Below are 25,423 nucleotides of genomic sequence, written 5' to 3' on the forward strand. Positions count from 1 at the left end.
ACCAAGGAAAAATGCAATTTTGTTCAAATTTTGACTGGCTTTCTGGAAATTGAATTGCCGTAAGTGCTTATTTTGAAATAGCTTACGTCGTCGAAAACTTTTTTGTGAATTTTTGCAAAATTGCGATCACCCGCACTGGAGATAGTGTACAGAAAGCAGTTTTCATCTCATGGTTGGATCGAAAAGCGATATCCGATTTCTCCGTTCTTTCGTGTGGCAGTTTCGGACTGTGGCAAGTAGGACCGAACATACTCGACGATGGCTTTTTCTTTCGTCACAGTAACGCGAATATGACCGGAGGGTGGTAGGAAATCACCTCGAATGTAACCATATTCGTGAGCGTTTCGGAGACGTTCAAAGCCTGAGTGTCCCGGTTGTGGAACTAGAAGATAGGGAATATCATCCAGTTCTTGCCTGGCGAAAAAGTGGTCGTGCCCGTGGAAGACAGCCGATACCTTGTACTTGACAAGTAACTGATGAATCGGCATATCCCAGCCACGCCGCTTAGCCTGAAATTCATTTTCGCCACTCTTGCCTTTTCCACCCCATTCGTAAAGGATTGCTGCCTCACTGCCACCTCGCCCCGAATCATCAAGACCACCGACGAGATGGTGGATGAAAACAAACTTGAACTTTGCCTTAGATGCAGCAAGTGTTTTCGCCAGCCAATCGTATTGCACCTTGCCTAGCGTCCTTGCCCAATTCCCATCAGCCTTGTTTTTTCCTGCCTTGTTGGTGGTCCAGAATGGGTCGAGTGCGATGAAGAGGGCATCTCCCCATTCCCATGCATAGTAGTTTTCCAGACGTCCAACATGTTTCATTTCAGTAGTGTTACCTGTATAGAAACCATCTGAATAAGGGTTCGGAAACAGTTTCTTCCGTGTGAGACACGCCCACACTGGCATGCAGTCGGCAGTGCCGTTGTAGCGATCATATCGCTCGCCATCGTGATTGCCGAGCACAAGGTACAGGGGTGCAGAGTGTGCTACTCTGCTGAAGTAGTACCTCTGTGCGAAGTACTGCGGCAGTGAATCCTTGTACTTTTCGTACTTATCGGTCATGAATGTATCACCGATGTCGATGTAGAAGTCAGGCTTGTCGGCGCGGACGTTCGCAAGAGTGCGTTCGTACATTGGAGGTCGAGTACCCTGGTCGAGATGAGAATCAGATTGCATGCTGAATACGAATGAACTACCGGGTTTCCGCTGTGTGTGGAACGTATGTTCTTCGTCGACCTTGAACTTCTTTTCCCCACTGCCACGTGTATGGAGTTGGTAGAAGTATCTGGTGTCAGGATGTAACTTGGTGAGTATCAATTCTACTGGTTTACCTTTACTCAACTCCTGCGTAGGTGTTTGTTTATCAAGCTTACCAGATTCTGTACCGTAAGCGATCTGTATTACAAGATCCTTGTAAGCCAGAACACTTATTGTCACTGACTGATCTGTCGGACGGGTCAGAATCACATTGAAATCATGCAGAGGGACAGAACCTCCGGAAAATACGTGCGTCTGCCCACCTTTGCTTTTCGATTGTTTCTGTGCCAGGACCGGTTGAATGGTAGCTGGCAAGGCACACAGAAAGGCTGTCAAGAACCTGAGAACGTAGCTTCGTTGAAGCGGTGTTATTGTTGTCATGATTTTGCCTTGACAGTGTAAGTGTGTGCGATATCTCCAGTTTTTTGGGTAGCTGTTTCATCCTTGGGCAGCCAGCACCGAACATAATCCACCTTCGCTTCGTCCGGTGAAACGACGACCCGCAGATAACCTGAGTTGGGCTTCTTTATACCGGTGAGGTAGGCATCATCATTGTGAGTTGCGTACAGATGATCCGCAGGCAGCGGCACTTCCTGATATACGACACCATCACGTTCCTGACGTGCGTAGAGATGATCATGCCCTTGAAAGAAGATACTGACACCATGTTTCACCATCAGTTGATGGACAGGCAGTTCCCACCTTGGTCGTTTTGTCTTAAACTCGTTCTCCTTACCCTTGCTTCTACCACCCCATTCATACATCTCAGAAGCCTCGATTCCTCCACGTCCGGTTCCTAAAACGTGGTGGGCGAAGACGAATTTGAACTTCGCCTTGCTCCCTTCCAGCGTCTTCTTGAACCACTGGTACTGCGCATCCCCCAGGGTAATGCCCCACCAGTCACGATTTTTCTTGTTGTCCCCTTTTTTGCCCCCACCTCCTTTGAATCCGCTGTCCACCTGGGAAGTAGAGTGCCAGTAGTTATCGAGTACCACAAAGAGAGCATCTCCCCACGTCCAGGCGAAGTAATCACGAAGCAGCCCGATTCCCTTGAACTTCAATGCATCGCCAGTGTAAATACCTTCCGTGGCAGGCATTGGGAAGAACCTGTTACGGGCGGTCTGTACCCCCACAGCTACTTCGTGCAGTTCGTTCTTCTGGTTGAAATTGAAGAGCGATGCCTGCTCATGATTGCCGTTAACCAGGTACAGTGATGCAAACTGAGCAACAAGACTCAGGAACGGCCGCTGAAGCAGGTATGGGGCAGTCAAACTCTCTGCGTTCACTGTCCGCACTTTGTCTACACTGAAATCATCACCCATGCAGAAGTACAGGTCGGGGCTGTTCGAGGCGGCATGCTGAAGCGTGCGTGCATACAGGTTCGGTTCGCTCATTTGTGGGCGTTCCGGGTGCGAATCTCCCTGTACACAGAATGTAAATGTATCTCCGGGCTTTCGCTGCGTGTGGAACTGGCACTCAGGTCTCGTTTGGAACGCGATATCTCCGGGCTTGCGAAAATGGAGTCGGTAAAAGTATCGGGTTCCAGGGCGGAGGTCACTAATCACTATCTCGACAGGATGGCCAGCTTCCAGCGATGCTGGTTTTGTCTTGTATTCGTACTTACCTGCCACTGTGCCATACTCTAAGAACACATCGAGCCGGTCTCTCGCGAAGAGGTTGGCAGTGATCGACGTATTCCCGGCCCGGCCCAGCACCAGTGAGAGCACGTTGTAGGATGACAGGTCATCTGGCAGCACATAGTTGCTGGCATTAGGTTTCTTTTGCTGGGAGATTGCTAATTCAGGGAAAATTGCAAGGCTGCCTGCTGCAGCCGAGCTGGCTCCAAGAAATGTTCGTCGATCGGTGTGCTGATCATTCATGGTTATTCGTCTTTCGTTGTGTTTTGGGTTGAAGGGAACCTACTTTCGCTTCGTCTCATGAGTGAAACTGAGTGTCGTTTCTGCAAGGGTAATTTCCTTGATTGCTTCGAGCAGTTCGGCACGATTCCATTTGTCCGTGTTTAACTTCGGCTCAGCGGACAGGGCATATAGCGTGATGTGGTACTCTTTTACACCTGGCCCCTTCGAATTCATCGGAATGTAGCCAGTGCGTTTCTTATCGTTGATGCCATCCTTGCCGATGCCCTTACTGTTCTTCTCCAGGCTCGTGATGGTGGCGGGAATGTTCGTGAGCACCCAATACGACTTCACCTCATCGCCGTCGTCCTTAGGTTTGTGCCAAAGTTGGAGTGCAAAACACTTCGTACCTTCTGGTGCGTTGGACCACTTCAGAGGTGGTGATACACCAGTGCCATCGCCCGTGAATTCATGAGGTATCTTTCCATGATGTAAGAAAGCTGGACTGGAAAGCGTGAATCCACTAACTTCTTTGGGCGTTGGACCATCTTCCTTGAATAGTTGTTTGCCATCCGAATCGAGTGATTTCAGGGGATCCTGTTGCTTCGGCTGTCCGGGGTTTTTCTTTTTTGGTGGGGTATTCGATTTCTTTGGTGGCGGCCGTTTGCCATCCTCGCGGATCTGGTAACTCTCGGTTGTAACCTTGCCACTGGGATCAGTAAAAGTGAACTGGTAACTACCGCCACCGTCTACGTATTTTACTGAGCCGACCTTACCACCCAGGGAGTACTTCAAAATCGATGTCTTTTTCGCATCATCACGTGTAAAACCTGTAATCCTGGCGCCACGCAGCGGAGTGAGTGCAGGCCGGGGTGAGTAAGCCCTTGGTTGAGGGTCGATCTGGTCATCTTTTACCGTGACGATACCACGTAGCCCACCATTGACGTAGGGGTACTTTCTTGTCGAGTAATACCGATAACCAGTTTTCTCCATTCTGCCGTTGAACTCATCGAGATCGTTCGGTTCTTTACCGTTCGAATCGGTGAACCCATACAAAGGGTAGCCATCCAGCGCGTATCCGATCGGATTCCCTTTACCGACAATCTTTTCCAGATGAACCGGGGCTATGTGGTAATGGTAATCGTCTGCCCGGCCACAATGCCCTCCAAACTCATCCAATTCTCCAGCAAGAAACGTGTCGGTACGGCCATCGTTTTTGATTGGGTTGAAGATCGGCACACCGTTCGCAGCCAGGGCGATTGCGCCACGAAATAACGCAAATTTTGCAGATATCGGCTTCTCGGAAAATTTAGGATTTAGTGGTATTTGCCATGCATTTCGACCCACATAAGCCTGAGGGATCGGAACTTGTTGTTGCCATGCCGTGATACCCACCATCATCTGGTGGTCGGGTATCCCTTTTGACTCAACATAGAACCATTTATCATCAGAACGAAATGACAGTTTGTCTTTAAAGGGCTCAAAGTGAGACTGGATCATAGGCTTCGTCTTCACTTCCTGTGCTACGCCGAGAACGCAAACCATGCACACAGTAGACACGGATGTTCCAACAAACATTCCTGAACGACTCGATGTCAACTTACTTAATCCCAAAGCCAGAATCCCGAGAACTACTGCTGCAAATACAGCTTGTAAGGAGTTTGAGAACGAGCTTGTGCCATCCAGTACAACACCTTCTGTGGGCGTCGACTCTGGTACTGGACTTCTTGTTTTTCCGTTGACGAGTTTAATCTTCTCAACCCGTTCTCTCACCCAGGCCTTGTCGGTATCACTCAATTGATCGAGCGGCATCCAGATCAACGATCCATCTTGTTGGAGTATTTGCACCTTGCCATCTCGGGCCATGACAAATGAACCTTCAATTTCGAATCGCCCATCAGAATCTTTCCACATTCTCAGGTAAGCAACGTCATCGTGTCCTGGGTGGGAGAATACGTTGCCAGCCACAAGTAACAGTAATCCTGTAATCAGTAAAATGGATTTAGAATAGTTCACTTCTCATTCCTCCGGGCAGTGGTATTAAGTCGATATTAAGTAATAAATTTCAAGAGGATTCCCAGTTCTGTTTCTCCCCTTGTTGCTCGAATGTCACGCACATTAATCCTCCTCGACTACCTGCCTACTATTGTCATGATGGGCCTGATGCTGAAAAAAATCTTTCCCTAATTCTCGTCGATTCAGGAGTTCCACTTCAACGCTATCAGGACCACCGCGTGCTTTCGGCATCCCTTTAAACACCATTCGTTGAATTACTCCAGTGGCATTGTCGTACCAGAGTTCTACTCGATTTGGTCCACGAAATTCGGCAAGTTTCTTAATCGCCAGTAACGCGTTGTTTCCGTTCCGATCAGAGCTGAGTGATGTCACAACATACGCATCGCGGAGTTGTACCAGATCGGAGCGGAGGTTGATGAATGGTATTCCGTGCTGGTTGCCAGGCAGTGGTCCTCGGAATCTCAGTGGATCGCCACTCACCCGCACAACACCGTTTGGAGGCACTGCCCAGCTTTTCTCACCATCGCATCCAGTCACGAACCGGCGGCCGTCTGGGAAATTCCGAACCAGCACATATTGATCTGGCGGGCGAATATAGAGTGCTGCACCATCAATCGGGGGCCGTCGCTCTTCGGGTTGTTCCGGCTGATCATCGAGGTTCCGAATAATGTAGGACCGGTCGCTATTATCTGAGGCTTTCTCTATCAAGCGGTCAAGTTCTGTAGACGCACTAACCTGCGATGAGTTGCCTGACCAGAGAAAGAAAAATGCAACCACGGCGACTGTGACCACGCTGCCAGCCACAACAAGCTGTTGCCTTAACTTGCGATATCGGTAAACCACCCGCGGTGACGTCGTCTGCCATTTCGTTGTCGCTAAAGTTGCAATTTCGTGATGCAAGCGGTCATGAAGTCGCACGATCTCTGCGAATGCTGCTGGATTTTCTGGTGCAGCCTTCAGCCAGGTATTCAGTTCCGCTTCTTGCTCCGGAGTCAGCATACCGTCGAGGTAACCATTCACTAACTGTCGATGTTCAGGGTTCAAGCGTCAACCTCCCTCGCTTTGTGCTCGATACATTCCCGAAGGCGGTCACGAACTCGCTGGAGAGCTTTTGCCACTGCATTGGGCGCCATCCCAACTTTCTTACCGATCATGGCTGGCTTCAAGTCCTGCTCGTATCGCAACCGGCACAACTCTTTCGAGCGATAATCTAACGCATCGAAACACTCACCAAGACGATCGTGTTTGATATCATGTGGTGGTTGCTCAGCAAAGGCATTAGCCAGAGCATCGATAACTTCGGAGTCGAATGCGATTCGATCTCGACTTTTTCGTCGAAAATGCAATCGCACCTGATTGCGTGCAATTCCGATCGCCCAACCGACAAATGACTGGGCCGGGTCGTACCGGGAAAAGGATTCCAGAACGGCTACAGCAGTTTCTTGAAGCACGTCGTCGCGATCTGGAAAATCACGCACTAAGGACGTAATGAACGCTGAAACTACAGGTACAGCTAACGTCCAAAGTCGTGTCGCTTCGAAGATTTCCGGAGTCATTCCTATTGTCACCATCTTCACATACCATTACTTAACCATTTCACGTAAATCGTGACAAAAAAGTACTATCATTCTGTTCTTGGTCCACCTAAAACGACCAACAAGGCAACAACGGCTGGTTCACAAGCACGAACCTTGCGGGGAATTCGGTGAAAAGTTTTAAGAAATCTCCCCCACATGGAGGTGGGGTTGGGTAGTAATTGAACATCGGGCACCATGGTACAGCTCCTTTATCTGTATTTTAGTTCACATATTAATATATCCACGCCCATTAATAAAAATGCAATTTTGTTTCGAAAGTGGCACCGATATCGGAAAATTATTCGCCGCAAGTGATTGATTTGCAGGGATTTACGGAAGAGGAAACTTTTTTGTGAATTTTTGCAAAATCGCGATCAGTGTAGATGGGGAATAGTGTACAAAAATGGCGGATTATCGATTGATGCTCAAATCTGGCAGAACTTTCTGCAGCTCTGCTACCCCTGCATCGGAAACCTTGGTATCGATCAAGTAAAGTGAAGAAAGATTTTTTAAAGATGCCAGCTCTTTCAGTCCCAGATCTGTGATCTGGGTTCGATTCAAATGAAGTTCCTTCAGAGCTGTTATAGTAGCAATTTCTTTCAACCCGACATCTGTAATTTTTGTATACGATACATTCAGTTCTGTCAGATTTTTGTATTTGCTGATCGTTTTCAGCCCAGCATCTGTGATGTGGTTATCGCCAACATCGAGATCTGTTAAGCGTGTGAATGCAGCCAGTTCTGGTAGTCCAGCATCAGTAATTTGAGTTCCGTGCAAGTCAAGATTTTCTAAATTTTTAAATACCTTGAGTTCCTGCAAACCTGCATCAGTTACAGAAGCATACGATAAATAGAGGTACACGACTTGATCTGGATTATCAGTTGTGCTGCCGTTAACGGAATGGGCATTATCAAGCGTATGAAGCAAACCAATTTTTCGAAGCACACTCAAACTATTGTCAGTTATTGATTCATCAGCAAGTCTAAGTCGACGTAACTTTGTTAACGGCGCTAGGTGTTGCAATCCAACGGCAGTTACTTCGTTTTCGGACAAATCCAGATCAGTAAGTTCTGTCAAATTAGACAAGTGTTGCAGCCCAGCATCTGTGATTAGATTATCTTCCAAATTTAAATCAATGAGTTGAGTCAAGTGTGCCAAATGTACTAATCCGGCGTCGGTTAGCTGATTTTTTTGCAAATCAAGACGCGTTAATTGTTTTAATTGAATCAGCTCTTTTAAGCCATCATCAGTGACTTGGGTTTCGTCCAAACGTAAAACTTCAAGATTTTTAAACCTGCTGATTTGTTTCAGTCCTTCATCCGTAGTTTTGGTTTTTGAGAGATAAAGACCTTTGATTTGCTGTAGTGAAGCCAAATCCTTAAAGCCTTCACCAGTAATATCTGGTCCTGTTAGAGGAGTGCAACCGGTCATTCGGGAGGGTTGGGTAACTGATTTAGCAAATTGGGGTGTAAAAAGATGGGTCTTTCTGCGATATCAGGGGTTCTGACAACCAAACATCGCAGGAGACCCAATAATGATTATCCCAGACACATCTTCTTCAATCAACCCCAACTTCCTGTTTGGCCTATTTGATCGACTCGCATCAGAAGTCAATCGTGCTGTACAGGAATGCATGCCGATTCGTGATTTCGAGCAACATGTTCAACAATCGGTTGCTCAAATTGGTGCTTCAGCAATCTCGTTGTACCTGGAAATGCTTGGCGATGGCGACGTGGGAGAAAAGATCCAGACAGAAACAGGTGAAGTGCTTCATCGCAGCGAAGAACCCCGACAACGGTCCATCCGAACGATCTTTGGTGAGCATCGGTTTGAGCAGTATGTTTATGGCGTCGATCTTGGCCGCAAGATTGATTTGTATCCTGTGGATGTCATGATTCAGATGCCAGCAAACACATATTCTCCGTGGTTTCGCGAGGTCATGCATTATCTCAGCACAAAGATGTCGTATCAGGAATCATCAGATGTGATTTCTTTGTTGTATCTGCAAAAGAGTCCGGTCGATACTCTGGAACGAAATATCCACAATCTGAGTGAATCTGCAGAACAGTTTCTGAATGAGATCCCAATTCCTGCACCAACAGCAGAGGGAAAGATTCTGGTGGTGAGTGCCGATGCCAAAGGAGTCCCCATGGTTCGCAAGACGAAGGCGATTCCAGCGTTTGATCAACGGTATTTTCCTGGTAATCGGCGTATGGCGACGCTGGCGACCGTATATTCCGTGAATGAATATTTTCGAACGGCTGAAGAGATTGTCGCAGCGTTATTTCGAGAAAACTCGAATCGTGAGGAGAAACGCCCCGAACCGGTGGGCAAAGTGGTTGCGGGATTTTTGTCGCAATGTGATGCGGAGGGGGTGCTGATCAGAGGCACGCACCACGCGATGGTGTGGGCAGCAGAACAGGTCGAACGTCGCCACCAATCAGGTCAGCCTTTGGTACGGCTGATGGATGGTCAGACCAGTTTGTGGGAAGCATCTGATGTCAATTTCGATTCATACGAAACAATTGATATCCTGGATATCATTCATGTTGCCAGTTATGTGTGGGATGCGGCAAAAGTGTTTGAGTCTCACCGTGAACATCAGGAAGCGTTTGCTCGAGACCGCCTATTGAGAATCCTGAAGGGAGATGTGAAAAGTGTGGTTTCGGGAATCCGTCAGAAAGCGACAAAAAGCGAATTGAAAGCAGAAAAGTTAAAGAAGATTAATCAGGTTTGCAACTACTTTGAAAAGAACTACCACCGGATGAGATATGACAGCTATTTGCAGCAAGGGCTGCCGATTGCAACTGGGGTGATTGAAGGGGCTTGTCGGCACCTGGTGATGGATCGAATGTGCCGCACGGGAATGAGATGGAAAACGAAAGGGGCCCAGGCAATGCTACACGCCCGAGCAATTGATCTGGCAGGTCGAACCAGAGATTTTCATATTTACCTGGCTAACCAGGAATACCAAAGAACAGACAGGTTCCGCAAACAGCTCAATCTGTCCCACTTATTACCCTTGCCCGGATGACCGGTTGCACTCTAATCATCTTGGATTTTTACTGAATGCAAACTCAGACAGGTCAGATTTTCGAGTTTTGCTAAATGATTACAGTAATTATTTTCCATCACTACATACGAAAGATCCAGATATTCCAGGGTAGTAAGAAGTGATAGTTTCTGCCATCCATTTTGATGGATCTTCATGCCATTCAAATTGAGTAACTTTAGGTTCGGCAAATCCCTAAGTGAGTCAAAAGTAGTTCCAGTAAGTTCAGTAAAACTTAGGTCTAGCTTATTGAGATTCTTTAATGCTTTCATTGAAGGCAAACCATGATCAGTTATCGCTGTACTCGATAAACATAAAGTATGCAATCGATTGAGCGGTGTTAAATACTGTAAACCAAGGTCAGTTATTAAAGTGCGCGCAAGATCCAGTGTGGTCAACTCAGCGTGTGATTGCAGATGCAATATCCCTTCATCAGTTAATTGAGCACCAGCTAATTGTAAAAATCTCAGATTCTTAAAGCGAATTAATTTTATAGCAGATCGATCAGAAAATCCTTTACGAATTTCATCAAGACCATTATCAACTATAGAAATCCCAAACGGCTTTCTAGGTGGGGGCAACGAATCAATGGCTTCATTATTCCAATATTTAAAAGAAAATGCTGGAATAGCACCATGTTCTTGTTCATTATGAAAATTGATGTGGCCAAAACTATCAACCTTCATCCAGCCAATCATTGCTCCGGCTTTCTCCCAAGCTCTTACAATTTCATCTGCTAGAGGCTCATAATGCTGGTTTTCTTCAGAATATTGCTCCAGTGCTGACGGATTCGAGGCGTTCCGTCCACAACTTCCGCACATACATACTATCAAGAAAATTACAACAAAGGTAATTGACTGTCGACCTATTCCCGAAACCAATATTTTGTTGAAATACATTGAACACATAAGTAATTTTCGTGCGTACATATTCATGCCATGTCTCGCCAGTTTGGGAAATTATATCGAGCAATCCAGTCATGTTTCTGATTCAGCTTGATAAATTGCACTAATTCCCCAATTTGCTTTTGCAGCCTGGAGCAGGTCGTTTTCCACATGGTTTTTCTCTGGTGCAATATCGCAAAAAGCCGTGGGGCCTTGTCAGATGAACAAACCTCTTCCGGTCGAGCTGGTTGAACTGAACCAGGTGGTGGTGCGGATGAAGTTTCAACTTCAGTTCGACTACCAGCCTTGGGATGAACTGAGTGGCTTCAGACGGGCTTTTTGATGATCACCCCATAACAGGTGGATGGGAAGCCATCGAGCAGCATCTTCAGGTGGGCCTGCTGCAGGTTGTTATTTCCCTTCTGTGGGGGGCTGTTGCCAAATTGTGAAGGCCACTGCCCCATCACCGCTTCGTTGTCAAAGATGTAGGGTGGCATGTCGATGAAACGATCAAGTGGTTGATCCCCCACATCAAATGAGAGCGGCTTCATTTCCAGGCCCAGTTCTTTTGCACGTGCGGCCAGTTGTTCAAAATGCTTCCGCAAAAAGATTACGGTGGGGTAATTGTCGATCGTTTCATCTGCTTTGGTGTAATTGATCTCAGTGGTGTGTACTGCTACCCCGCCTGGTTTGAGGGTTTTTGCAGAATTCAGGATAAAATCAAGCCCATGCTGGATCGAGCCAAGGTGCTCCAGCGCACATACCGACCAGCAATAATCGTACTGGCCATCCAATTCGGCTGGGATGGCGTTCATATCGACATATTTCAGTTCGGCGTTATCAAAAAACAGTTTTTGATCCACCAACCCGGCATTGTGTACTTTTGCCAGGGTAGACGTATGCTGATTCGTCTCGCTCCAGCCTTTGCCGGCACTGGCTTCCGGTGCCAGGTCGGTTACTGTCACTTTGGCACCCATCTGTACCATCAAACTGGGCAACGGCTCTTCCCCACAACCGAAACCCAGCCCACGCACACCCTGATTCCAGGTCAGGTTTTCCATAATGGCCTGCATCACGTAGGCCAGTTCCCACAGTTTCCGGTGGTAAATAATCGGGATCTTTAATTGATTCAGCCAGTACCAGGTCCAGGGGGAATCCAGATCGATCTGACGGCACGGCTGGCACACGAGCCCCGCCTGTTGAAAATTGGTTTCCACTCGCTCCGGGATCAGCCCCTGCAACTGAATGGCGAGTTGGTAACCCATGTTTTTGCAATTCCAGCGCAATGTTTCAATATCGGTCCAATTCCGGAGCATACTGTCAAACAAGGAATCTGGATAGGGTCGCACACGAAGTTGAATGTATTGATGGATTCGATGGTCAACTAATTCATGTACCCGTTGATCAACAATCTGTGAGATTGTGGTTCTGAACAGGCGCATCATGACCTTTTGATAGATTTTTTTTAAGATCGACATCAACAGTTCCTTGTACAGTGAAAATACAATCCTGGTGGTTAACTGGGTTTGCGAGTAAACAGCCCAGGTTTCGTGCAGAGATCAGTTTCAGGCCGGTTTTTTGACGATGATCCCATAACAGGTGGATGGAAAACCATCAAGTAGCATCTTCAGGTGGGCCTGCTGCAGGCTGTTATTCCCGATATGCGGTGGGTGATTGCCGACCTGCAAAGGCCATTGTGTCATGATCGTCTGGTCATCGCACACATAGGGTGGCAGATCGATGAAGCGATCGAGTGGTTTGTCGCCCACATCAAATGAGAGTGGTTTCATTTCCAGGCCCAGCTCTTTGGCACGCACGGCCAGTTGTTCAAAGTTTTTTCGTAGAAACAACACCGTGCCGTGGTTGTCGATCGTTTTTTCGGTTTTTGTGTAGTTAAATTCGGTAGTGTGCACTGCCACTCCGCCCGGTTTTAATGTTTTCGCCGAATTCAGGATAAAATCGAGCCCATGCTGGATCGAACCGAGGTGCTCCAGCGCACAGACCGACCAGCAATAATCATACTGACCATCCAATTCTGCTGGGATGGCATTCATATCCACATATTTCAGTTCGGCATTGTCGAAAAACAGTTTCTGATCCACCAGCCCGGCATTGTGGGCTTTTGCCAGTGTGGTGGTATGCTGATTCGTATTATCCCAGCCTTTACCCGCACTGGCTTCCGGTGCCAGGTCGGTTACTGTGACTTTGGCACCCATCTGCACCATCAAACTGGGTAGCGGCTCTTCCCCGCAACCAAAACCCAGCCCACTCAGGCCCGGCTGCCAGTTCAGGTTTTCCATAATGGCCTGCATCACATAAGCCAGTTCCCACAGTTTTCGGTGGTAGATCACAGGCACCTTCAATCGATTCAGCCAGTACCACGTCCATGGGGAATCCAGATCGGCCTGACGGCATGGCTGGCATACCAGGCCCACCTGCTGAAAATTGTTTTCAATTCGTTCCGGGATCAGCCCCTGCAGCTGGATGGCCAGTTGGAAACCAAAGTTCTTACAATTCCAGCGGAGTGCGTCAATATCCCGCACATCGACATCACCTTTCAGAAAATATCGAACGATTTTGTGACGGATGCGACCCAGCATGGGACATTCTCCAGAAAGTAATCAATTGTGAGAAAATATTAAGAATTTGGTTCCAAAAAGCGGATTCGCTTGCTGACATCCACGTGTACCGAATGGAAAGGGAGCCCCACGTGGCCTGGAGAGAAGATGTGGTGCATCGCCTGCAGGTCGTCCTGACCCAGTGCGTTATCGAAAATCGGCCGCAAATAGTCCACACCGGTGCGGGAGGCCCGCAGGTACTGAGCATCGTAACAATCCAGGTGCACCTTGCGGGCGTGGATGTGGCCCCAGCGGTCGCGGAAATCGTTTGCGGGCACCCCATCGACATAAAAGCCGTTGGTGGGGTCGTATTGCAGCACACTGACGAAATTATTGCGGCCTTCCACGATCAGATCTACTGCTTTCCCACCCAAAAGATTGGCATAGAACCGATCGAAACGAATTGGGCGGCCCCCACGTTGGGTGTGGCCGATTTTCCGCGTGAAAATCGCTGCCGAAGCGCTTTCATTGCGGCGTTTCGAGCGGAAATAGTCGTCGCCGATATTTTCGATCAGCAATCGGCGTAGTGATTCTGCCGCACCGGAGAGCAGTTTGTTGCCTGCTGGGTCGCTGGAGGCACGTTCTGCCCCCAGATCATTCCCCTGTTCGTCAACAATTCCCTCGCCGCACACCAGGACCACATGTTTCTGACGTTCGTATAATTCTTTGATTCTCTCAATCAGGTGGGGCAAATTGAGGGGATTTTCCGGTATCAGCAGAATATCGGGCTGACCGTAGGACGATCCCAGCGCAATATACCCACTGTGGCGACCCATGACTTCCACAATTGCAATACGACGGTGGCTTTCTGCCGTGGTGCGAATGCGTTCTACCCCACTGGCGGAAACGTAGACAGCGGTGGCAAAGCCGGGCGTCACGTAATTCACCATCTGGCTAAGATCAAACGCACGTGCGGCTGGTGTGCGATGATAACTCTTTTTGCCATCAGCACTTACGTCGAGAAGCCACTCATCGGGTTCGTTGCGGTAATTCAGGCCGAGATCGTTATCAATCGTTTTCGGCGCCAGTGCCGTGGGCAACAATTCCCCGATCGCCTGCATTCCATTCAGGGTGCCATCCCCACCGATACAGATTAGGCCATCGACCTGGTGCTGCTGCAGCCGATCTGCAATTGATTTGATTGTCGTGCGATCGTTCGCGTCAACGTAATCCCGCGACGCACCCAGAATGGTGCCACCACGGGTGGGATCCAGTTCTGGAATGGTGGTAAACAACGGATTGAGCACCACGTGGGGGATTCGCGGGTTTAACAGCCCACTGAAACCTTTAATCACACCCAGGATTTCGATTTGAAGCTGATTGGCGCGGGTCACTGCACCATCGAGAGTCGCGTTCAGTGCAGGAGTGTCCCCACCTGCCGTTAAAATGGCAAGCCGTTTGATTCTGTTCATCTGCAGTCGTCATCCTTTCCTAGATATGGGAAAATTGTACAGACAACTGCCCAAGCGACAGGAAAATCTGTGAAACTGCCTCTAATGCTGGAGAAAATGGTGTTTCAGATGAACGGCAACGAAATGAAATCCCGTCCTTCGTAAGGCGGAAACCATGCACAGGCACAGGCATCCATGGGGATTTCTCCTAGAATACTGTGGTCATCGAGTCGCATTCATGAATACGGAACAACTCCTGCGTGCCCTGGTCAATTGCCCCACCGTCAATCCGATGGGTGGGCGAATTCTACCTGATCTGCACCTGGAAAACCGCGTGGTAGACGTGCTGGCATCGGTGCTGCAGGAAGCCCGGATTCCGTTCACACGTCGGACTGTTGCTCCGGGTCGGGATAATTTGTTGACTACATTCACCCCGAAATCGCCCACAGGTCACCTGTTGTGGGAGTCCCACACCGATACCGTGGCGGTAACCGGCATGACAATCGATCCGTTTGCTGGCACCACCCGCGACGGGAAACTGTACGGCCGGGGTGCGTGCGACGTTAAAGGTGGTCTGACGGCAATGCTGCAGGCTTTTCTTCGGCTGCACCGCGAACAACCAGAACAGTGTGCCCAGGTGACCCTGGCCTGCACCGTGGATGAAGAGCACACCTTTCTTGGGGTGCAGGATCTGGTGAAAAATGGCCTGAAAGTAGACGGGGCCATCGTTGCAGAACCCACTTCGCTGAATATTGTGAATTGCCATAAAGGCGTCATTCGCTGGCACTTACAGACTACCGGTGTGGCGTGCCACAGTTCCCGCCCACAGGATGGGGTCAATTCCATTTATCGCATGACCAGAATTATTCAGCTCTTACAGGAACATGCCCAACACCTGCAAAGCAGCCCGCCACATCCTTTACTGGGCCCACCCAGCCTGAGCGTGGGCAAAATTGAAGGCGGGGTAAGTGTGAACACGGTCCCGGACCGCTGCCTGATTGAAATTGACCGCAGGATGTTACCTGGCGAAAAAGCGGCCGAAATTCATGAGAATTTAATGAAGTTGATTGCCCAGTCGGGTGTGCCGGATGTGAGTGTCACCACCACGTTGACCTGTCCTGCATTGCAACCCGATTTGTCGCAACTGCTTACCCAGCAATTAGGTGCGTCAATCAATGCGGTTGTCGGCCACCACCAGGTGCTGGCAGTTCCTTATGGCACTGATGCCTCGACGCTGGCAGAGGCGGGTATTCCCGCAGTTGTCTTTGGACCAGGGGATATTGCCCAGGCCCACACTAAAGACGAATGGATTGAGCTGCAACAGATTGACATCGCTTCAGAGATTTTGTACCATGCAGCAAAGACATTTCCTGTAGCCGGTTAGGTGCCGTGTTGCACGTCCTGTCGTACCGGGAATTGGAACTCATGCCCATTGCTTGAAGTTTCTTCTCCCACAAGTAAATTGAGCAAAACGTACATTTCTGTATTGGGAGTATCCACATGGGTTTGTTTGATAACATCTTCGGCGATAAAAGCGCGAACCGTGGTGAAATTACGCGTCAACAGGCCTTTGCGGGAATTCTGCTTGCCGCCAGTGCATGTGATGGCCACATTGCCGATGAAGAAATTGGCAGCTTGTTCGGCACGATCACTCGAATGAAAATGTTCGAGAATATGAATGAGAAGAAGTGGACCAACCTGATGGATTCACTGATCAAGATGCTGCGTCGGGAAGGTGCCCCAGGTGTGGTAGAACTGTGTGCTCCCGCACTTCCGAAAGATCTGCGGGATACGGCATTTGCCAACGCCTGCGATATCGTGCTGGCCGATGGTGTGGTGGAACCTGAAGAGCGGGCATTTCTGGAGCACTTGCAGAAAGAATTGGAACTCGATGGCGACACCGCTTTGAACATCGTGGAAGTGATGATTGTGAAAAACAAAGGCTAAACCAGCTTTTGTTCGAAAATCGGAAGAATTTCTGACACTTCAAATGATTCAATTGGGCTTCAATTCTTCGAAAACCGGATACCTGGAATCGAATTAAAATAAACCGCCAAGACGAGAAGAAGACCGATTATTGCCTACTAAACTGATCGCCATAGTAGGGTTTAATTCATTTCCCCACTGTGGGGAGCATCGATCACCACAAACCCAGATCGAGTGCAGAAGTAATCGCACGCCAGCTCCACCAGGCGGCAGATCGCCACTGCAGGTTCATCTTTGCGGTGGTACGGGTGCCCGGTACCAGACAATTGTAGGGATCATCCACTTCCACCCGAATCAGGTAGGTCTGCACCAATGGCTCATTCACATTGGGGTCGCCACCGGGCTTGGTTGCCAATGGTCCCCCACCACGATTGGTCAGGGCGATCGGTATATTCTTCTGATCCACCAGTGGGATGCCCGCTTCGGTCACACGCCCTTTCAAGCGTCGGTCGTGCTGATAATTCGGCAGAATATCGACATCAATCCATGGTGTCTGTGGGTGATTCTGTTTTGCTAACGCCAGATTGCGTTTGATTTCCAGATAATCGGTGGAATCAACTGGCACCACCAGCCGCAGGTGCTTGATATCGCCAATGGTGCAGAACGGTGGGCTTTCCCCAACCACCCACGTGCGATAAATATCTTCCTGTTTCGGTACGCCCATCACCACGCCTGCCCGCGGGGCTTTCAGCACGGTTACTTCTTTAATCAGTTGTTCCAGCCCCACACGGTTGGTGCGTGCATCGTTCCAGCTAGCTTCCGCCTTTTTCAACTCCTGTTCCAGCGAAATCCTAGCTCGCAGGTCGTTGGTTGCCCGCAGGCGGGTAGTCAGTTGCTGCATCATTTCGCGGGCGGCTTCTTCCGATTTTACCGCTGAATCGAGCTGCATCTCCCGATCAAGATTGCGAAAACGGGCCAGATCCTGGTTTTCACGCACATATTCGCCGTCTTTCACCAGCACTTCCGTCAGCACTGCCGTTTCCAGGCTGTGCACTTTTTCGGCGTAGCCTTCTTCAATCTGCACCAGGCCAGCTTCCCGCACCCGTGCCACAGGCAGTGGCAGAAAGAAAAATGCCGCCACCATGCCGGTAAAGATCAGCAAAGTAATAATCACACGAGGTCGTTTCATATCGGGCAACCTCCCCCGTTGCCGAAAGCCTTTCACCATTTTCACCACTGGCCACACCGTCATTGATGCCAGTGCGAAAAAGGCCAGCAGAATACTTAAATTTTCCAGTTTGTAAGGTTTTAACCAGCCAGAAAGAAACAGCAGAATCGAAATCGTCAGCACCCACCGATAAACCCAACTGGCAATGGCAAACACAACAAACAGCACCTTTCGGCGTGGGGCCATGTACTGTTCCGGTGGCACTTCAATGCCAAATGCGGTCGCTTTGAAGACATTACCCAGGTAGCGGTTGGCTCGCTCCCGCAGGTTAGGCACTTCCAGCCAGTCGGCCAGAATGTAATAACCATCAAACCGCATCAGCGGATTCGCATTGAACAGAAACGTGCTGACACTACACAGCACCATCAGGCACATCGCGACGTTATTGACAAACGGCCAGTGGGGGGTGTACCACCAGACAAAGGTGGCAATCGAAGCAATAATCAGCTCCACCCAGATACCTGCAAAACTGATGATGATTCGCTTCCACTTGTCGGCCACCGTCCATGAGTCGGTCACATTACAGTACAGCGCAGGCGAGAAGCACATGAAGAGAAAGCCCATCTGGTGGCATTCTCCATCAAACGCCTTACAACTCAGCCCGTGGCCGAATTCGTGGATGACCTTGACCACCCCCAGGGCCAGCCACATGTATAACATGGTGCGGAAAGCAAAGAACTCGTGGTAGGCGGGCAGCTTTTCGTAAAAGGTCTTGTAGTGGAATGCCACAAACAGTGCGGCTGAAATCATCAGCATCACACTGAGCCACAAAAATGTCTTTGTGAAGATCCAGCGGGTGTACCGAATCATGAAGTTCAGCAGGCGATCCGGATCAAACACCGGAATCTTCATGTACAGAATGTTGGTAATGCCTGCCAGCTTCTTGGTGCGGCGTTGTTTCCGCTGCTTTTCGAACAGTTCGCGGGCCGCATTGGGCGATTGGTGCTGTACCAGTCCGGCGGTCACCAGTTGCCGCACGAACCCTTCAATTTCTTCCAGTTTCAGGCGGTCGGGTGCGTATTCTTTTTCAAAGCCCGTCCGAATATCTTCCAGTGTATTTTCACCGTTCAGGCGGGAGAAAACATAATATTCGTGCTTGTTGAACCGAAAATACTTCAGGGCCACCGGGTCTTTCACCACCTGGCACCACTTCCCCTCATACCGCTGTGGGGTGATCACCAGGTCAGAACGGGTGCGTAGCCGCACCTGTTTCCGTCGTTCCGCATTTGGTAAAAATGTCGCTTCCATGGGCATATTCTACACCAGAATGCAAATTACTGGCAGGAGTGGCGGCTAGAATTCCCACCTTCCCGTGGCCGTTTAATTCTGTTAACTGGTTTACACCATCCACCCGATTGTGTGGAAAAAACGGGATTGAGCGATCTTCTGATACAAAACATGCTTGCCATCGTGGCCGTTGCCTGCCCACGTGGTTATAGGGGTATGAGGATCAACATTCACACAGCGATTTATTCCCCAGTAGGCGGGAATCCATGAGAATTTCTTAATGATCAATCTTGAAAGTGAATCCCCCTATTCAGGGTTGGATCTTTGCTAATCATCTTACCCGGAGCTTCCCTGCAATTCACCTTCAGATGAAAGATCGGCACTTTCAGTGCCTCAAGCAATGGATTCCCGCCTACGCGGGAATGACGATTTTCGAAAGGTGCGATTTCCTGAATAGCGGGTTGCACTTTGAGCAAGTTTTACAATCAATTCACTCTGATTCCATTACCCAGCGAATGCTTCGTACACAACATCTGTACGAATTGTGTATTTTAATCCTGACACAATTTTCTGCCCTGCATGTTCCAGTTCGTGGGGGAACATTACGAGCATGCCAAGGTTCGGTGTGACAATACAGTCGTCGAAAGTGGTTTCACCACCTGCATAGCCATCGTTCAGATAGATCAGCACAGTAAAAAAAGTTCGTTTTGTTTTCGAGTATTCGAAGGCAATATCCTGGTGGCGACGAAATTCTTCACCAGGGCCATATTTGTAGCACCGAAAACGTTCATTCAATTGCACCGGCGAGTAGAGATGCAACGGATATGGTGGGGCAGGCTCCGGTGAAAATCCGTTGGTGTAAACGTCTGTCAGACGTGGAAGTGCAGATTGGAGTCTTTCCCAGATGAGTTTAGCCCAATAATGATCCTCGAACTGCGCCCGACTGCGAATTAGTAGCCCTTCTCCAGAATATTGGTTTTCAAAACCGATCCCTTCACACAAATCTGCCAGTGAAGCAGATTCACTTGAGGATAAAAATCGTTCGATGGTGAAAATTCGACTATGATTCATGCGTCACGAAATTAGATAATCGACCCACACAGAGCAGCGGTGTGGGGGTATGATGGATCGATTTCTGCTCCAATCGCTTACTTAGTCGCCTGCGTCTGTCAAGTTGGTATAGGCTCAATCGCGAATCCGGATAGCTAGACGACTTACGCATGAGATTGCCGGCTTTTTCAATTCGTAAGATGCCCTTACAGGCCTGATTCATGGTGGCGCATCAAATGATACTCATCTGAAATCGTCATTCCCGCGAAAGCGGGAATCCATGAAAATTTCTTAATGACCAATGAATCTTGAAAGCGAATCCCCCTATTCAGGGTTGGAACTTCGCCAATCATCTCACCCTGACCTTCACTGCAAGCACCTTCAGATAAACGATCGGCACTTTCAGTGCCTCAAGCAATGGATTCCCGCCTACTGCCAATTCTCAGAGCCGGAGGCGGTGTGTCTTTTCCGTGGGTGTCGCTTATTATTTAACAGTCCCTCACTGGCGCTGTCGGCGATGAAAACAGGAGATGACCGCAAATTTGAGAAATTTCACTGGATTCCCGCCTGCGCGGGAATGACGATGCTCAAGCCACCTGGCAGCGGCATCCTACCGCAGAATCAAACGTACGCCAGCTGAATGCAAGTGCCCTCGCTTCTTATTGAAATCACCCAGGGAGCAAAATGGCTGAAAGTTGTACTGTCCTTCTTCTTTAATTTGATGGTTAGAAACAATCAAGATCGTCAAGAGTGGGAATCCCATTACGGATTACATAGTATCCATCGTTGATCATAGTCATAATAAACATTCTGACAACATTATTATAAGTCGGCAGCGGCACTGAGCGATGAAATATCTGCCTAGGGTAATCTGGAAATAAGTAGTAGTAATCTTCATCTAATCGCCATGTGAAATTAACATATTCACGTGTTGTCAAAGAACAATAAGCTAGTACAAAAGGATCGAATGATTCCCCAAACGAACCACAATTATCTAGCAGATCTTCGTAGGAAGGAATGTCTTCTTTGGAATCGTATGCGTATCTGGGATAGCGCTTAGGACAGGCCAGTTCTAAGAGACTCGCACACATGTATTCTGGCATGATCGAGTCTTGAATATCACCTACCCATTGTCCACCGAGCCAAAGTTGCACATGAATGTAATTCTTTGATTTTGCAAACGAAAACTCGATGCCAAAGTTTTGTCGATTGCCATATAGGATTCTTGCATTCATTATTTAATCTCGATGAACAACCATTTCACAATAATACTTCCTCAGTGTTTTTTGTAGTCTATTGGATTACTCCCCAGCCAGTCAACCGTGGCTAACGCAATCGGCTTCCAGGTCAGGTGTTCGGAATGCTAGTTCACTTTTTGTGTACTGGATTCCCGCCTGCGCGGGAATGACGGTTGGATAATTCTTTGTGTCTTTGCGGCTTCGCGGAAGATGATGAAGAAGAAAGACCCACGCGCGGGCGATGAAACCGAAATGAAAAAGCATACTGCGGCCAACACCGTAGGCTCAAAGTCAAAGTTTATCCCTTGACTTCGGCTGAGAAGATTCCGTCGTTCAAGCTTCCGGCTTGTGATCCTGCGGCTAACACCGTAGGATCACAAAACCAATTGGCTGAACAATTTGCAACGTGGGCTTCTTAGAAGAAGCGGGTTTTGCCTACCACTGGGACTGGTGTCACGGGCAGTGGGGCAGTCAGGTCGATCTTCGCGGGGAAAGTATCTTCCTTTGCTTTCTCCATCACATCTTTCCAGGTCAGGCGAATGCCCGCATACGTGGACATCCGGCCCAGAATCGCCGTCATGGTGCTGATCGTCACCTGTTCCAGTTCATTCAGCGGTTTTCCTTCGCGAATGCTGGCAATCAGATCCATGTGCTCCTGCACGTATGGGTTGATTTCTTTGCCTTCAAACACTCGTTTACCGTTAATGTTGTAACCATTGACCTGGCTGATACCCTTGGTGCCCACGACTGCTTCCGAAACACTCGACGTGGTGCCTTCGATCTGGCGGCAGAAGCTCTGCACGAACACGTTGTTGGGGTATTCGTATTCCACGGAGAAGTGGTCAAAAATATGCCCCACAGAGTTGGGATCGCCTACAGGTCGATTGCTGCGGCCACCCATGCCCGATGCACTGATTGGGTGGGCACCCAGCACCCAGTTGATCACATCCAGGTTATGAACGTGCTGTTCCACAATGTGGTCGCCACAGGTCCAGAGGAAGTGGTACCAGTTGTGAATCTGATAGTGGGTATCGCTCATGCCCGGCTGGCGGCCACGGAACCAGATGCCGTTCCCATTCCAGTACGCACGTGCGGAAGTGACATCGCCAATGGCACCATCTTTGATTCGTTTGATGGTTTCAATGTAACCTGTCTGGTGGCGACGCTGCGTACCTGCAACAATGCCGATGCCGGCATCTTTCGACTTCTTCACCAGCTCGAGGCACTTGCGGATACCCGTGACATCAACAGCGACTGGTTTTTCGGTGAAGATATTTTTCTTCGCTTCGATTGCCGCTTCAATGTGGTACGGCCGAAACCCAGGTGGGGTAGCCAGAATCACCAGATCGATATCGGTATCCAGCACTTGCTTGTAGGCGTCTAAGCCGGAAAAGATCCCTTTTCCTTTGCTTGCTTTGACCCGTTCGCCATATTTGCGGCCAAGGCGCTGTGCAGCACCTTCTGCCTGGCTTTGGAAAACATCACCCAGAGCAGTGATTTCCACTTTGCTGTCTGCATCCAGAATATTGCCAGCTGCACCACTTCCACGACCACCGCAGCCAATGACGCCTACTTTAATGATTTCGCTGCCACCTGCGTGCACACCACCGGTCAACAGTGCGGCACCCGTTGCGGCCAGTGCACTGTGCGTCATGAATTCACGACGATTATTGTTTTGTTCTGACATGTAGAGAGATCCCCTGTAAGTTAAATTCTTTTCACAATGTTAATCAATCAGCTTCGGTTTCTCAAGGATTATTTTTTCTCGTAGCATGGATGTCTCGTCGATGGTGTTCTTCCACGCGCGGAACGCCCGTACTGCGATCTTGTTTGAGAATTATTTCAGTTTGTATATTTTATCGTTGTCATCATCCAGCACAATCAGTGGCTTCACTTTGCTCAATTCATCGCTTTCATCCAGCGAACGTACCACGCGAAAACCAACTGTATCGTAATTGGTCAGCCACCAGATGCTCTGGGGCAATTGGGGATCGTCTTCCATCCATTCCGGATCAGAGAAGGTGCGTGCTGCACTTCGCAGATCGGTCAGCTTGCGGCTCTTGAAATGCCCACCGCGGGTCACGTGGGACCATTTCAGATTGGTTGGTTTGATGCACGGATTCAGCACCAGGCCATCTTTACCGAACATCATCGGATAACGGCTGTAGGCATCAGCAATGGCATGGTCCATACACCATTCCAACACGTTGCCATTCATATCGTGCAGTCCAAATGCGTTTGGTTTCTTGGAACCAACTGCGTGCGTGGTGCCACCTGGCAGTTCTTCCGTGGGAGAGTTTTTCTTGTGCCAGGCATAATCGTCTGCTTTGCCGGCATCTGCACCCCAGGGATAGGCTTCTTGGGAACCTGCACGACAAGCATATTCCCACTCTGCTTCGGTGGGCAGGCGATACTTCTTGCCTGTTTTCTTGGACAGCCATTCGCAATAAGTCATTGCTGCGTGGTGTGTCAGGCAGATCACAGGATGCTTCGAGCGTTGGTGGTTGTATGTTTCCGGCACGTACGGCTTGGTGGGCTGGCTGACCGCATCGGCAGGTTCTTTGATATCTTCTTTCTTGCGGGTAATCACGGTGCCGCGTTCCACATCAGGACGCAGGTTGGCGTTGTTGTAACGGAAGTACAAATCGTATTCATCCCAGGTAACTTCGCATTTACCCATCCAGAATGGTGCCACTTTCACCTTCACCTGGGGGCCTTCGTTGGAAGCTCGCCCCTCTTCGGTCTCAGGGCTGCCCATCATGAATTCCCCACCTGGGACTGCCACCATGTCAAAATCGACTTTGACTTCACTTTTCGAAGAGCGGTCGGTAATTTTGACAGTTTCGGTGTAATTTTTGAGTGCTGGCAATTCCTGCTTTGGCTTCTCTGGTTGTGCCAGCACTGCCAGGCACGTTACTCCACAGATGGTGGCGGTTGCCAGTGCTGTGGAAAGGATCAATTTTTTCAGATACATTATCACTCCCCGGGCGAACTCTAATCATCTTCAGGCGTTTGCCAACTAACTGTATAATACGCGTGTTGCACCGCCAAAATCGTTGTCAATCGAGAAATTCTCGCCTAACTGTGAATTTTATGAACTTACGCCATTTTACCATCATTTGTGGGCTGCTTTTTGCCGCACCCCTGCAAGGTGGGGAAATCCAACGCTTTCGATACGAATCGCCCCAGATGGGCACCACCTTCAGTATTACACTGTATGCCGAAACGGAGCAGCTTGCCGAACGTGCTGTTACAGCAGCTTTCGAACGGGTTGCCCACCTGAATACATTGATGAGCGATTACGATCCCAAAAGCGAACTGATGCAGTTGTGCAGCAAGAACAAAACCACTCTGGCTGGCCCACAGAAGGTCAGTGCGGAACTGTTCTACGTTCTGCAAAAATGCACAGCGCTTTCCCAGCTTTCGGAAGGTGCGTTTGATGCCAGCATTGGACCACTCAGCCGAATCTGGCGGACAGCACGCAAGGAAAAGAAATTGCCCCCAGCGGAAACAATTCAAACAGCTCTTACCAGGATGGGCTATCGAAACGTCAAACTAAATCCCAAAGATCGCACGGTGGAATTACTTGTTCCTGGAATGCAGCTTGATTTGGGTGGCATCGCCAAAGGCTATGCGGCCGATGAAGCGATTGCCACGTTGAAAAAGTTCAACATTTCAATTGCCCTGGTGGCTGCCAGTGGTGATATCGCCACAATGGGTATACCTCCGGACAGCAAAGGCTGGAAGATCGATATCGCCCCACCAGTGGGCAGCACTGACAAACGCACGGTGCTGCTGAAAGAGATGGCCGTTTCCACATCTGGGGACAGTTTTCAATTTCTGGAAATCGACGGCAAGCGTTATTCTCACCTGATCGACCCACGCACCGGGTATGGGATTGAAGGCCGACGCAGTGTTACAGTGATTGCCCCACGCGGGATCGATGCGGACAGCTATACCAAGATGGCCAGCATCTGGGCTCCTGAGAAAGCCATTGCCGCGATCGAAAAGATTCCTGGAATGGAATGCTCCATCTCTTTGATGGTGGGTGACAAAGAAACAACGGTGCAGACAAAAGGCTTTGCAAACTTTCTTGCGAAATGA

Annotated in this window: 20 protein-coding genes; 5 read left to right on the forward strand and 15 right to left on the reverse strand. The window is 49.1% G+C overall.

Annotated elements, in window-relative coordinates; genetic code table 11:
• Positions 1-167: 167 nt before the first annotated feature.
• From R3B84_19825 to R3B84_19850, 6 genes are all read right to left on the reverse strand, one after another.
• Positions 168-1,637 (reverse strand): metallophosphoesterase, encoded by a 1,470-nt coding sequence (locus tag R3B84_19825; protein MEZ6142818.1) that lies wholly within the window; start codon positions 1,635-1,637, stop codon positions 168-170.
• A complete protein-coding gene (locus tag R3B84_19830) occupies positions 1,634-3,136 on the reverse strand; it encodes a metallophosphoesterase (protein MEZ6142819.1) in 1,503 nt (500 codons plus the stop codon). The genes R3B84_19825 and R3B84_19830 overlap by 4 nt, the downstream gene beginning before the upstream one ends.
• Positions 3,137-3,175: 39 nt before the next feature.
• Entirely contained in the window at positions 3,176-5,128 is a 1,953-nt protein-coding gene (locus tag R3B84_19835) for a YHYH protein (GenBank protein MEZ6142820.1), read from the reverse strand.
• A 102-nt stretch (positions 5,129-5,230) separates the two neighbouring features.
• A complete protein-coding gene (locus R3B84_19840) occupies positions 5,231-6,172 on the reverse strand; it encodes a hypothetical protein (protein ID MEZ6142821.1) in 942 nt (313 codons plus the stop codon).
• Positions 6,169-6,684 carry a sigma-70 family RNA polymerase sigma factor gene (locus R3B84_19845; protein ID MEZ6142822.1) on the reverse strand — a complete coding sequence of 172 codons (516 nt, stop codon included), beginning with the start codon at positions 6,682-6,684 and terminating at the stop codon, positions 6,169-6,171. Before R3B84_19845 ends, R3B84_19840 begins: the two co-directional genes overlap by 4 nt.
• 432 nt (positions 6,685-7,116) lie before the next feature.
• On the reverse strand, positions 7,117-8,136 hold the full coding sequence (locus R3B84_19850; protein MEZ6142823.1) for a hypothetical protein: 1,020 nt from the start codon (positions 8,134-8,136) through the stop codon (positions 7,117-7,119).
• A gap of 103 nt (positions 8,137-8,239) precedes the next feature.
• On the opposite strand from R3B84_19850, the gene R3B84_19855 reads away from it, so the two are divergent.
• The gene (locus R3B84_19855) at positions 8,240-9,739 is read left to right on the forward strand and encodes an ISKra4 family transposase (protein MEZ6142824.1); all 1,500 of its coding nucleotides are present in this window, start codon (positions 8,240-8,242) and stop codon (positions 9,737-9,739) included.
• An 11-nt stretch (positions 9,740-9,750) separates the two neighbouring features.
• Here the strand turns inward: R3B84_19855 and R3B84_19860 are convergent, their stop codons facing one another.
• Positions 9,751-10,692, reverse strand: a complete 942-nt coding sequence (locus R3B84_19860) for a hypothetical protein (protein MEZ6142825.1) — start codon at positions 10,690-10,692, stop codon at positions 9,751-9,753.
• Positions 10,693-10,861: 169 nt separating this feature from the next.
• Here R3B84_19860 and R3B84_19865 point away from each other — a divergent pair, with 169 nt between their 5' ends.
• Positions 10,862-10,984 (forward strand): hypothetical protein, encoded by a 123-nt coding sequence (locus tag R3B84_19865; GenBank protein ID MEZ6142826.1) that lies wholly within the window; start codon positions 10,862-10,864, stop codon positions 10,982-10,984.
• Here R3B84_19865 and R3B84_19870 read toward each other — a convergent pair.
• From R3B84_19870 to R3B84_19880, 3 genes are all read right to left on the reverse strand, one after another.
• Positions 10,968-11,906 carry a methyltransferase domain-containing protein gene (locus tag R3B84_19870; protein ID MEZ6142827.1) on the reverse strand — a complete coding sequence of 313 codons (939 nt, stop codon included), beginning with the start codon at positions 11,904-11,906 and terminating at the stop codon, positions 10,968-10,970. The genes R3B84_19865 and R3B84_19870 overlap by 17 nt on opposite strands.
• A gap of 300 nt (positions 11,907-12,206) precedes the next feature.
• Positions 12,207-13,241, reverse strand: a complete 1,035-nt coding sequence (locus R3B84_19875) for a methyltransferase domain-containing protein (GenBank protein ID MEZ6142828.1) — start codon at positions 13,239-13,241, stop codon at positions 12,207-12,209.
• A 38-nt stretch (positions 13,242-13,279) separates the two neighbouring features.
• Complete coding sequence (locus tag R3B84_19880) at positions 13,280-14,671, reverse strand: 6-phosphofructokinase (protein MEZ6142829.1); 1,392 nt, start codon at positions 14,669-14,671, stop codon at positions 13,280-13,282.
• Positions 14,672-14,888: 217 nt separating this feature from the next.
• Between R3B84_19880 and R3B84_19885 the strand changes: the two genes are divergently transcribed.
• Both R3B84_19885 and R3B84_19890 read left to right on the forward strand, forming a co-directional pair.
• On the forward strand, positions 14,889-16,034 hold the full coding sequence (locus R3B84_19885; protein ID MEZ6142830.1) for a M20 family metallopeptidase: 1,146 nt from the start codon (positions 14,889-14,891) through the stop codon (positions 16,032-16,034).
• A 116-nt stretch (positions 16,035-16,150) separates the two neighbouring features.
• Positions 16,151-16,597: a tellurite resistance TerB family protein gene (locus R3B84_19890; protein ID MEZ6142831.1), complete on the forward strand. Its 447-nt coding sequence runs from the start codon at positions 16,151-16,153 to the stop codon at positions 16,595-16,597.
• A gap of 193 nt (positions 16,598-16,790) precedes the next feature.
• On the opposite strand, the gene R3B84_19895 is transcribed toward R3B84_19890, so the two are convergent.
• From R3B84_19895 to R3B84_19915, 5 genes are all read right to left on the reverse strand, one after another.
• Positions 16,791-19,052 (reverse strand): hypothetical protein, encoded by a 2,262-nt coding sequence (locus tag R3B84_19895; GenBank protein ID MEZ6142832.1) that lies wholly within the window; start codon positions 19,050-19,052, stop codon positions 16,791-16,793.
• Positions 19,053-19,535: 483 nt separating this feature from the next.
• The gene (locus R3B84_19900; GenBank protein MEZ6142833.1) at positions 19,536-20,102 is read right to left on the reverse strand and encodes a 2OG-Fe(II) oxygenase; all 567 of its coding nucleotides are present in this window, start codon (positions 20,100-20,102) and stop codon (positions 19,536-19,538) included.
• A 704-nt stretch (positions 20,103-20,806) separates the two neighbouring features.
• Entirely contained in the window at positions 20,807-21,316 is a 510-nt protein-coding gene (locus R3B84_19905; protein ID MEZ6142834.1) for a hypothetical protein, read from the reverse strand.
• Positions 21,317-21,734: 418 nt separating this feature from the next.
• A complete protein-coding gene (locus tag R3B84_19910; protein MEZ6142835.1) occupies positions 21,735-23,006 on the reverse strand; it encodes a Gfo/Idh/MocA family oxidoreductase in 1,272 nt (423 codons plus the stop codon).
• 150 nt (positions 23,007-23,156) lie between these two features.
• Positions 23,157-24,293, reverse strand: coding sequence for an SUMF1/EgtB/PvdO family nonheme iron enzyme (locus R3B84_19915; protein MEZ6142836.1), 1,137 nt, complete (start codon positions 24,291-24,293; stop codon positions 23,157-23,159).
• 119 nt (positions 24,294-24,412) lie between these two features.
• Here R3B84_19915 and R3B84_19920 point away from each other — a divergent pair, with 119 nt between their 5' ends.
• Complete coding sequence (locus tag R3B84_19920) at positions 24,413-25,423, forward strand: FAD:protein FMN transferase (protein MEZ6142837.1); 1,011 nt, start codon at positions 24,413-24,415, stop codon at positions 25,421-25,423.

The organism is Zavarzinella sp., from assembly GCA_041399155.1.
In the GTDB taxonomy this organism is placed as follows: Bacteria; Planctomycetota; Planctomycetia; order Gemmatales; family Gemmataceae; genus JAWKTI01.

What these genes read in the sequence shown, in the direction of transcription:
- R3B84_19825 (MEZ6142818.1), bottom strand. Translation starts at nt 1,637, where the DNA reads ATGACAACAATAACACCGCTTCAACGAAGCTACGTTCTCAGGTTCTTG.
- R3B84_19870 (MEZ6142827.1), bottom strand. Translation starts at nt 11,906, where the DNA reads ATGGGTTACCAACTCGCCATTCAGTTGCAGGGGCTGATCCCGGAGCGA.
- R3B84_19915 (MEZ6142836.1), bottom strand. Translation starts at nt 24,293, where the DNA reads ATGTATCTGAAAAAATTGATCCTTTCCACAGCACTGGCAACCGCCACC.
- R3B84_19880 (MEZ6142829.1), bottom strand. Translation starts at nt 14,671, where the DNA reads ATGAACAGAATCAAACGGCTTGCCATTTTAACGGCAGGTGGGGACACT.
- R3B84_19905 (MEZ6142834.1), bottom strand. Translation starts at nt 21,316, where the DNA reads ATGAATGCAAGAATCCTATATGGCAATCGACAAAACTTTGGCATCGAG.
- R3B84_19875 (MEZ6142828.1), bottom strand. Translation starts at nt 13,241, where the DNA reads ATGCTGGGTCGCATCCGTCACAAAATCGTTCGATATTTTCTGAAAGGT.
- R3B84_19855 (MEZ6142824.1), top strand. Translation starts at nt 8,240, where the DNA reads ATGATTATCCCAGACACATCTTCTTCAATCAACCCCAACTTCCTGTTT.
- R3B84_19910 (MEZ6142835.1), bottom strand. Translation starts at nt 23,006, where the DNA reads ATGTCAGAACAAAACAATAATCGTCGTGAATTCATGACGCACAGTGCA.
- R3B84_19850 (MEZ6142823.1), bottom strand. Translation starts at nt 8,136, where the DNA reads ATGACCGGTTGCACTCCTCTAACAGGACCAGATATTACTGGTGAAGGC.
- R3B84_19830 (MEZ6142819.1), bottom strand. Translation starts at nt 3,136, where the DNA reads ATGAATGATCAGCACACCGATCGACGAACATTTCTTGGAGCCAGCTCG.
- R3B84_19890 (MEZ6142831.1), top strand. Translation starts at nt 16,151, where the DNA reads ATGGGTTTGTTTGATAACATCTTCGGCGATAAAAGCGCGAACCGTGGT.
- R3B84_19860 (MEZ6142825.1), bottom strand. Translation starts at nt 10,692, where the DNA reads ATGAATATGTACGCACGAAAATTACTTATGTGTTCAATGTATTTCAAC.
- R3B84_19895 (MEZ6142832.1), bottom strand. Translation starts at nt 19,052, where the DNA reads ATGGAAGCGACATTTTTACCAAATGCGGAACGACGGAAACAGGTGCGG.
- R3B84_19885 (MEZ6142830.1), top strand. Translation starts at nt 14,889, where the DNA reads ATGAATACGGAACAACTCCTGCGTGCCCTGGTCAATTGCCCCACCGTC.
- R3B84_19900 (MEZ6142833.1), bottom strand. Translation starts at nt 20,102, where the DNA reads ATGAATCATAGTCGAATTTTCACCATCGAACGATTTTTATCCTCAAGT.
- R3B84_19865 (MEZ6142826.1), top strand. Translation starts at nt 10,862, where the DNA reads ATGAACAAACCTCTTCCGGTCGAGCTGGTTGAACTGAACCAGGTGGTG.
- R3B84_19920 (MEZ6142837.1), top strand. Translation starts at nt 24,413, where the DNA reads ATGAACTTACGCCATTTTACCATCATTTGTGGGCTGCTTTTTGCCGCA.
- R3B84_19845 (MEZ6142822.1), bottom strand. Translation starts at nt 6,684, where the DNA reads ATGACTCCGGAAATCTTCGAAGCGACACGACTTTGGACGTTAGCTGTA.